Origin of the sequence: Streptomyces sp. SM1, assembly GCF_002910825.1 — a bacterium.
Taxonomy (GTDB): Bacteria; Actinomycetota; Actinomycetes; order Streptomycetales; family Streptomycetaceae; genus Streptomyces; species Streptomyces okerensis.
In genome coordinates, this window is sequence record NZ_NEUB01000605.1 from 1 (window position 1) to 8,967 (window position 8,967).

General features: G+C 72.0%; 6 protein-coding genes and 1 pseudogene. 5 read left to right on the forward strand and 2 right to left on the reverse strand.

Features of this window, described 5'->3' with window-relative positions; genetic code table 11:
• Positions 1 to 43: 43 nt before the first annotated feature.
• Together B9S61_RS14910 and hmgA are read right to left on the reverse strand one after the other, a co-directional pair.
• Positions 44 to 793 (reverse strand): GntR family transcriptional regulator, encoded by a 750-nt coding sequence (locus B9S61_RS14910; protein ID WP_103542691.1) that lies wholly within the window; start codon positions 791 to 793, stop codon positions 44 to 46.
• 27 nt (positions 794 to 820) lie between these two features.
• Positions 821 to 2,173 (reverse strand): homogentisate 1,2-dioxygenase, encoded by a 1,353-nt coding sequence (hmgA, locus tag B9S61_RS14915; protein WP_103542692.1) that lies wholly within the window; start codon positions 2,171 to 2,173, stop codon positions 821 to 823.
• Positions 2,174 to 2,349: 176 nt separating this feature from the next.
• Between hmgA and B9S61_RS14920 the strand changes: the two genes are divergently transcribed.
• The 5 genes and pseudogenes from B9S61_RS14920 (at position 2,350) to B9S61_RS14940 (ending at position 8,759) form a co-directional block, all read left to right on the forward strand.
• Positions 2,350 to 3,045 (forward strand): hypothetical protein, encoded by a 696-nt coding sequence (locus tag B9S61_RS14920; RefSeq protein WP_103542693.1) that lies wholly within the window; start codon positions 2,350 to 2,352, stop codon positions 3,043 to 3,045.
• Entirely contained in the window at positions 3,045 to 3,662 is a 618-nt protein-coding gene (locus B9S61_RS14925) for a TetR/AcrR family transcriptional regulator (protein ID WP_103542694.1), read from the forward strand. The genes B9S61_RS14920 and B9S61_RS14925 overlap by 1 nt, the downstream gene beginning before the upstream one ends.
• 98 nt (positions 3,663 to 3,760) lie before the next feature.
• Positions 3,761 to 6,019 carry a molybdopterin oxidoreductase family protein gene (locus tag B9S61_RS14930; protein WP_103542695.1) on the forward strand — a complete coding sequence of 753 codons (2,259 nt, stop codon included), beginning with the start codon at positions 3,761 to 3,763 and terminating at the stop codon, positions 6,017 to 6,019.
• Between the two features lie 182 nt (positions 6,020 to 6,201).
• Positions 6,202 to 6,792 (forward strand): annotated as a pseudogene (locus tag B9S61_RS14935) (IS5 family transposase); the annotation flags it as partial.
• 623 nt (positions 6,793 to 7,415) lie between these two features.
• Complete coding sequence (locus B9S61_RS14940) at positions 7,416 to 8,759, forward strand: ABC transporter ATP-binding protein (RefSeq protein WP_103542696.1); 1,344 nt, start codon at positions 7,416 to 7,418, stop codon at positions 8,757 to 8,759.
• The last annotated feature ends 208 nt before the right edge of the window (positions 8,760 to 8,967 follow it).

Here is an 8,967-nt window from a genome sequence, read left to right on the forward strand (position 1 = left end):
CGGCGGGCGGCAGCGGTCCGGTGGCGGGTGCGGAGCCGGCGGATCAGGTGGCGTCCAGTGTGACCGTGAAGGAGAAGCGGTCGCCCCGGTAGTTGATGACGGCAGCGTCCAGGACCCGGCCGTCCGTGTCGTAGGTGATGCCGGTGTAGTGCAGGATCGGGCTGAGCAGCGGGACCCGGAGCAGTCGGGCCGTCTCCGGGTCCGCCAGCCGGGCCTCCACCGTGTCCGTGATCCGGCTGATGTCCGCCCCGACGGCATCCCGCAGCACCTTGGTCATCGGCCATCGCACCAGGTCGTCGAGATCGATCCGGGCGGCCAGTTCCGGGCGGACGTAGTTGCGGGCGTGGTTGGTCGGCTCCCCCGTCTTCTCGTCGCTGCGCAGCCGGTGGTACGCCGCCGCCTCGGACAGGTCCGGGAAGTACTCGGCGATCTCCGTCGGCACCGGGGCCGGACCGTGCTCCAGCAGTTCGGTGGTCATCCCGGACTGCTGGGCCACGATCGCGTCCACCGAGCCCAGCAGCCGCACCGGGGTGCCCCGCCGGGCGCCGGGTTCGATGAACGTGCCGCGCCGGCGGTGGCGGGTGATCAGCCCTTCGTCCTCCAGCTCCTTCAGCGCCTGCCGCATGGTGAGCACGCTCACCCCGTAGTGCCCGGCCAGCTGTTCCTCGGTGGGCAGACGCAGGGGATCCTGGGGCGAGCGGCCGAGGATCGAGGCGCGCAGCGACTGCGACACCTGGTACCAGAGCGGCAACTTGCGGGTCAGGGCGATCGAATCCGGAGCGAAGGAGGTCACGGGCTATCCGTACCGGTCGGGAACGGTTCAGTGCAACGGGCGGAAGGTGCGCTCGATCCCCTGCCACACGTCGTCGTACCCCTGCTGCAGGTGTTCGGCCCGTGCCGCGTGAGGGGTCAGGGACACCGGCCAGCGGGTCTCGAGCATGAACGCGAGACCGTCGTCGATCTTCTGCGGGCGCAGCTCCGCGGCGCTCGCCTTCTCGAACGTGTCCCGGTCCGGGCCGTGCGCCGACATCATGTTGTGCAGCGACCCCCCGCCCGGCACGAAGCCCTCCGCCTTCGCGTCGTACGCGCCCTCGATCAGGCCCATGTACTCGCTCATCACGTTCCGGTGGAAGTACGGCGGGCGGAAGGTGTCCTCGCCGACCAGCCAGCGCGGGGCGAAGACCACGAAGTCCGCACCGGCGACGCCGGGGGTGTCGCTCGGCGACGTCAGCACCGTGAAGATCGACGGGTCCGGGTGATCGTAGGAGACGGTGCCCATCACATTGAAGCGACGCAGATCGTAGGCGTACGGCACATAGTTGCCGTGCCAGGCCACGACATCCAGCGGGGAGTGGTCATAGGTGGCCGACCAGAGGTTGCCGCAGAACTTGTTCACCACCTCCACGGGACGCTCGACGTCCTCGAACGCCGCGACGGGCGCCCGGAAGTCCCGCGCGTTGGCCAGGCCGTTGGCACCGATCGGACCGAGGTCGGGGAGCCGGAACGGCGCCCCGTAGTTCTCACACACATATCCGCGGGCAGACTCGTCCAGAAGGTCCACACGGAACCGCACCCCACGAGGCATCAGCGCGATGTGTCCCGGCTCCACATGCAACAGCCCGAACTCCGTACGCAGCAGCAGCCCGCCGCGCTCGGGGACGATCAGCAGCTCACCGTCGGCATCGCTGAACACCCGGTCCATCGAGGCGTTGGCGTGGTACAGGTGCACGGCCATACCGGTGCGCTGAGCGACGTCGCCGTTGCCCCCCAGGGTCCACAGGCCGGCCAGGAAGTCGGTGCCCTCGGCCGGCTCCGGCAGCGGGTTCCAGCGCAGCCGGTTGGGGTCGGGGACCGTCTGGGTGAAGGGCGCGGTGCGCAGCGCCCCGTTACCCGTGCGGGTGAACGCCGGGTGAGCCGCCGACGGCCGGATCCGGTACAGCCAGGAACGGCGGTTCTCCGCCCGCGGCTCGGTGAAGGCCGAACCGCTCAGCTGCTCCGCGTACAGTCCGAACGGTGCGCGCTGCGGCGAGTTGCGGCCGACGGGCAGGGCGCCCGGGATCGCCTCGGAGCTGTGCTCGTTGCCGAAACCGGAGAGATGCTCCAGCCCTTCGGCGGCCTTGCGAGCTCCCTCGCGCCCGGATTCGCTCGCGCGGGCGGTGCCCCCATCGCTCATGTTCGCAGCTCCCTCGAAGTCCGATTCCTATGGGACACCGTAGGATTGCGATTTCTCCGGCGCAAGAGGGGCGCGCGATCCGGGCCCCACCCGTTCCCCCTCCTCTCGGGGGAGGACACCGGAACCCGACTTCAGGGGGATCCGCCCGCTCGCACCGTTGTTCTAGGCTCCCCGGCATGACGTGGACACGGAGGCTGGTCACCGCGCTCGCGGTCTCTGTCGTACTGCTGGCCGGATCCGCGGGCTGCGTTTCCCGCGCCGCCCACGGTGAGGGCGAGGCATCGCCCTCACCCGCCGGCCGGCTCCTCGACGAGCGGGACGAGGAGGGGCGCCCCTACCGTGAGGTGGACGAGGGGGAGGCGCCCGAGGTGGGTGTCGAGGTCGCGCCCGACTCCGAGGGCGGCTGGGACGTGCGGCTGCGGGTGCGCAACTTCCGCTTCTCCCCGGACGGGGCCGGCGGGCGGGCGGTGGCCGGCCGGGGTACGGCGCACCTCGAGGTGAACGGCCGCCGTGTCGCACTGTTGCGCACCCCCGAGTACCACCTCTCCGGCGACTTCGTCCCGCGCGGCACGCACAAGGTGACCGCACGCCTGTACGCCGACGACGGATCGGTGTGGGCCGTGGACGGGAAGCCGGTGGAGAGCACGGCCGACATCACGGTCTCGCAGGAGGAGCCGAGCGCGGACCCGAGCGTGGAGCCGATCGCGGGGACGTCCGTGCTCGGGACGTCTGCGCCAGGGGCGCCCGTGTCCGGCGCGCCGGTCGCCGGGGCGCCCCTCTCCGGGGCCCTCGTGTCCGCAACGTCCGTTTCCGGTGTGGCGGACGGCCGTGGGGGAGGGCGGGGTTCGCCGGACGGTGCCGGACAGGCATGATGAAGCCCGTGCCCCACGCGACCCCGCTCCGCAGAGCACCGGTGCAGCGGCGCAGCGCCGAGCGCCTGGCCAGAATCCTCGACGCCTGCGCCGAACTCCTCGACGAGGCGGGCTACGACGACCTCAGCACCCGTGCCGTCGCGGAACGCGCCGGTGTTCCCATCGGTTCCGTCTACCGCTTCTTCGGCAACAAGCGCCAGATGGCCGGCGCCCTGGCCCAGCGCAATCTCGAACGCTTCTCCGAACGGGTCACCGAACGGCTCCGGGGCACCGGCGACCGGGGCTGGCGGCACGCCATGGACGTCGTCCTCGGCACCTACCTGGACATGAAGCGCACCGCACCCGGTTTCTCCCTGGTCGACTTCGGCAACCAGATCCCGGTCGGCACCCGCCGCGCCGAACCCAACCACAGGGTCGCCGACCGCCTCACCGACCTGCTTGCCGCCTATCTGGGCCGCGAGGCCGACGAGGATCTGCGCCGCACCTTCCTCGTCGCCGTCGAGACCGCCGACGCCCTCGTCCACCTGGCGTTCCGGATGGCGCCCGAAGGGGACGAGAAGGTGATCGGCGAGCTGCGCGAGATGCTGCGCGCCTACCTGGCGCAGGTGCTGGACTGAGAGAAGCCCCCGCCACCCCTCCCCAGCATGCGTACCGGTCGGTATGCTCGGCCCGTCCGAGCGTCACCACCACCACCGCCGCCGTACCGGGAGGCCCCGTGTCCCGCACCGCCCTGCGTATCTGCCCGCTGTGCGAGGCCACCTGCGGGCTGGTCCTCACCATCGACGACGGCAGGGTCACCGGTGCCCGCGGTGACCGTGAGGACGTGTTCAGCAAGGGCTTCATCTGCCCGAAGGGCGCCGCCTTCGGCGCCCTGGACTCCGACCCCGACCGACTGCGCGGCCCGCTCGTCCGGGTCGACGGCGAACTGCGCGAGGCCACCTGGGAAGAGGCGTTCGACGCCGTGGCCGCCGGGATACGGCCCGTCGTCGAGCGGTACGGCCCGCACGCCGTGGGCGTCGTCCTGGGCAACCCCAACGTGCACACCATGGCCGGTGCCCTCTACCCGCCGGTCCTGATCGCCGGGATCGGCACCCACAGTCTGTTCACGGCCTCCACGGTCGACCAGATGCCCAAGCACGTCTCCAGCGGGCTGCTCTTCGGCGACGCGAACCTCATCCCCGTACCCGATCTGGACCGCACCGGCCATCTGCTGCTGATCGGGGCCAACCCCCTGGAGTCCAACGGCAGTCTGTGCACCGCCCCCGACTTCCCCGGCCGGCTCAAGGCCCTCAGGGCCCGCGGCGGCACCCTCACCGTCATCGACCCCCGCCGCACCCGCACCGCCCGCCTCGCCGACCGCCACCTCGCCATCCGACCCGGCACCGACGCGCTGCTCCTCGCGGCGATGGCCCACACCCTGTTCGACGAGGGCCTCGCCGACCTCGGCGAGCGGGCACCGCACATCCGGGGACTCGACGAACTCGCCGCCGCACTCGACGACTTCACACCCGAAGCCGTCGCCTCCGCCTGCGACATCGACGCGGAGACCATCCGCACCCTCGCCCGCGAACTCGCGGCCGCCCCCACCGCCGCCGTCTACGGCCGTATCGGCAGCTGCACCGTCCCGCACGGCACCCTGGCCAGCTGGCTCGTCGACGTCCTCAACGTCCTCACCGGCAACCTCGACCGTCCCGGCGGCGCCCTCTTCCCCCAGGCCGCCACCGACCGGCCCCCGCGCCCCGCCGGCCCCGGCCGCGGCTTCGCCCTCGGACGCTGGCACTCCCGGGTGCGCCGGCACCCCGAGGCCAAGGGAGAACTCCCGCTGTCCGCCCTCGCCGAGGAGATCGACACCCCCACCGGCGAGGGCGAGCCGGTCCGCGCCCTCGTCGCCGTCGCCGCCAACCCGGTCCTCTCCGCCCCGGACGGCAACCGCCTCGACAAGGCGCTCGGCTCCCTCGACTTCATGGTGAGCGTCGACCCGTACCTCAACGAGACCTCACGGCACGCGGACGTCGTCCTGCCGCCGCCCCCGCCCGCGCAGAGCCCGCACCACGACTTCGCCTTCAACACCCTCGCCGTACGCAACCAGGTCCGCTACACCCGCCCCGCCGTCCCCCTGGAGCCGGGCCGGATGGCCGAGACCGAGATCCTCGCCCGGCTCGTCCTAGCCGCGACGGGCATGCACGGCGCCGACCCCGCCGCCGTGGACACCCTGGTGATCGACCAGACCCTCGCCAAGGCGGTCCGGGACCCGCACTCCCCGGTCCACGGCCGCGACCCGCAGCAGCTCGCCGCCCTGCTCACCGGCGACAGCGGCCCCGAACGGCGCCTCGACATGATGCTGCGCCTCGGCCCCTACGGCGACGGCTTCGGCGCCGACCGGGACGGGCTCACCCTGGACCGGCTGCTCGCCCACCCGCACGGCATCGACCTCGGTCCCCTGCGCCCGCGACTGCCCCAGCCGCTCAAGACGCGCAGCGGCAAGGTCGAGCTGCTTCCGGAGCCGATCGCCGCCGACCTCCCGCGCCTGCGCGCCGCACTGGACGAACGCCCCGGCGGGCTCGTCCTCGTCGGCCGCCGCCATCTGCGCTCCAACAACAGCTGGATGCACAACGTGCCCGCCCTCACCGGCGGCTCCAACCGCTGCACCCTGCACGTCCACCCCGACGACGCCGAACGGCTCGGCGTACGGGACGGACAGCCGGTCCGCGTCAAGGGCGCCGCCGGAGAGGTGACCGCCCCCGCCGAGGTCACCGACGCCGTGCGTCCCGGGGTGGTGAGCCTGCCGCACGGGTGGGGGCACGACCGCCCCGGCACCCGCATGGGGCACGCGGCCGTCGATCCCGGCGCCAACGTCAACCAGCTCCTCGACGGCAGCCTCCTCGACCCGCTGTCGGGCAACGCCGTCCTCAACGGGGTGCCCGTCGAGCTGGCCCCGTCGGCCGCCGCCGCGGTCGAACGCTCGGCTCTCTGACCTGAGCAAAGCTCTGACCAGGGGTTTTGCCCATATTGCTCGCAGGCCGACGTCTTGCTGACGCCTCTTCGCCGCACCTAAGAGTGCGGGATGTGGCGTTCTGTCGGTCTTGTCATCGCTCGATGGTGTGACGTTGGGGCATTGCTGCCGGTCAGGCGTTCGGAGTTCGCTTGGGTTGTGGCATGAGCATGCGCAAGCCGTACCCGAGTGATCTCACCGACGAGCAGTGGGAGCTCGTCGATCCCGTGATCGCGGCATGGAAGGCCCGGCATCCGTCGGTCAGCGGCCATCAGGGCAAGTACGCGATGCGGGAGATCGTCAACACGATCCTCTACCAGAACCGCACCGGCTGTCAGTGGGAGTTCCTGCCCCACGACATGCCCCCGCCCGGAGCGGTGAAGTACTACTTCTACCTCTGGCGCGACGAGGGCACCGACCAGGACATTCATGACCTGCTGCGCTGGCGGCTGCGGGAGAAGCGGAAGCGATTGGCCGACCCGAGCCTGGTGGTCCTGGACACGCAGAGCATCCACGCCGCCGTCGGCGTCCCCGCCACGACGACCGGCAAGGACGCCGCGAAAAGGGTGCCGGGCAGGAAGAGATGCCTGGCCGTGGACGTGCTGGGCCTCGTCATCGACTGCGTCGTCCTGCCCGCCTCCGCGCACGAGAACACCGCCGGCATCGCCCTGCTGGACGGTGTCGCCGGGCAGTGCGACACGGTGACCAAGGCCCTGGTCGACCAGGGCTTCAAGAAGAGCGTCGTCGTCATCGGCGGATGTGCCTGCGTCGTCCGGGCGTCGCGGGGCGGCCCGTGCTGGACGCGCGGTGTGGCGACGGCGACCCTGGCGGCCGGTGAGCTGACCCGGAAGGCCCGGCTGCGCGGCAACGGCGGCAACGGCACGGGTGGTTCCGGCGTCACCGGGGACAACTGACACGGAAGGCCCGTGCCGGCCTCCCCGGCGCGTCGCCGGTGCCGCGACCGTGTCCGGGACGGGGCATCCTGCCGGCCGTGTCGACCGGACGGGACGGCGAATCCGCCGGGGAGGAGTCTCGTCCGCCGGCACGTCCTGCCCGACGCGGTCCCGGACGCCGACGCACACGCCGGTCTCGGCCGGTCTCGGCACCATGGACCTCGGCGACCTCGGCGACCTCGGCGACCTCGGCGGCGGCGCGCCGCACGAACGCCGGTTGCGAGGCGGCGCCGGACCCGTCGCCCCGTGCTGAATCCGGACGTCCGCTTTCTCGCGGATCGGACGAAGTGCGGAGATCTCGTCCCGCGTCTTCCCCCGGCCGCCTACTTTCCGTTAGCTTCCGTGACTCAGGCGCCCCGTACGACCCGCACGAGGCGTTCGACAGCGGAGCGCCAGCGCCCTGATGAGCCCCCGGGGGCACCCTCATGACACGCGCCATCACCCTGAACGACGTGAGCAAGTCCTACACGCGGGGCGCCCGCGTGGTGGACCGGCTGTCGCTGGACATCGCGCCCGGCGAGTTCCTCGTCCTGCTCGGGCCCTCGGGCTGCGGCAAATCCACCGTGCTCAGGATGATCGCCGGACTGGAGGAGATCGACGAGGGCCGGCTGTTCCTGGACGGCGAGTACGGCAACGATCTGCCGCCCTCCGAACGGGACATGGCAATGGTGTTCCAGAACTTCGCCCTCTACCCGAGCATGAGCAGCCGCGACAACATCGGCTTCCCGCTGCGCATCGAGGCCCCCGGCTCCGACCCCGCCCCGCGCGTCGACGCGACCGCCCGCATGCTCGGCATCGAGGACCTGCTCGACCGCTTCCCCGCCCAGCTCTCCGGCGGCGAACGCCAGCGGGTGGCCATGGGCCGGGCCATCGCCCGCCACCCCTCCGCCTTCCTGATGGACGAGCCGCTGTCCAACCTCGACGCCAAGCTCCGCAACCATCTGCGCGCCGAGATCTCCCAGCTCACCCGCGAACTGGGCGTCACCACCGTCTATGTCACCCACGACCAGTCGGAGGCGATGTCCCTCGGCGACCGGGTCGCCGTACTGCGCGGCGGTGTCCTCCAGCAGGTCGGCAGCCCGCGCGCGGTGTACGCGCTGCCGGAGAACGTCTTCGTCGCCGCGTTCATCGGCATCCCGCGCATCAACCTGCTGCGCGGTCTGGTGCGCGCCCCGCTGGACGGGGCGATGACCATCAGTCTGGGCAAACAGTTTCTGCGACTGCCCGAACCGCTCTCCCTGGACCACCAGTTGCTGCGCGTCCAGCAGGGCCGGGAAGTGATCGTGGGTCTGCGCTCGGAGGCCGTACGGATCGCCAAACCGGCCGCCGCCCGGACCGGCGAGGTGGCTCTCACCGGCCTGGTGGAACACCTGGAGTTCCAGGGCCACGAGGTGCTCGTCCACTTCAACACCGGCTCCAGGCCCGCCCTCGTCCCCGAGCTGGAGGCCCCGCGTCCGGCGCCCGACCGTCCGGACCGGCGCCGGCGGCGCGAGGGCGGCACGGTCCTGGAGCGGCTGCGGGTACGGGCGGGGGCGCTGCGGGCGGGGTCCGCCATGGCGACGGCCGAGCCCGTACAGCCGGATCCGGCACCCGCCGCCGCGGAACCGCGCGTACCCGGCGACCTCATCGTCCGCACCACCCCCGACATCCGGCTCCGGCAGAGCATGCAGGTACCGCTCCTGGTCGATCTCGCCCACCTCTTCGTCTTCGACCAGTCCGGCCGGCGGATCTGCCCGAACCCGGACCGGCTGCCCGTCCTGGAGGAGTGACGCGGCGCGGGAGCGCGGAGCCCCGCCCCTCTGGCGCCGGAAAATTATCACCGCTAGTTTAGTCGGCGGACGACACTGGCACCGGCCGACTTGGGCAACCGCACCCCCACGCCCCCGGAGGAAGCGGGATGAAGGCATACGACGGCATGTACATCGACGGCACCTGGCGCCCCGCCGCGGGGCGGGCCGTGATCGAGGTCGTGAACCC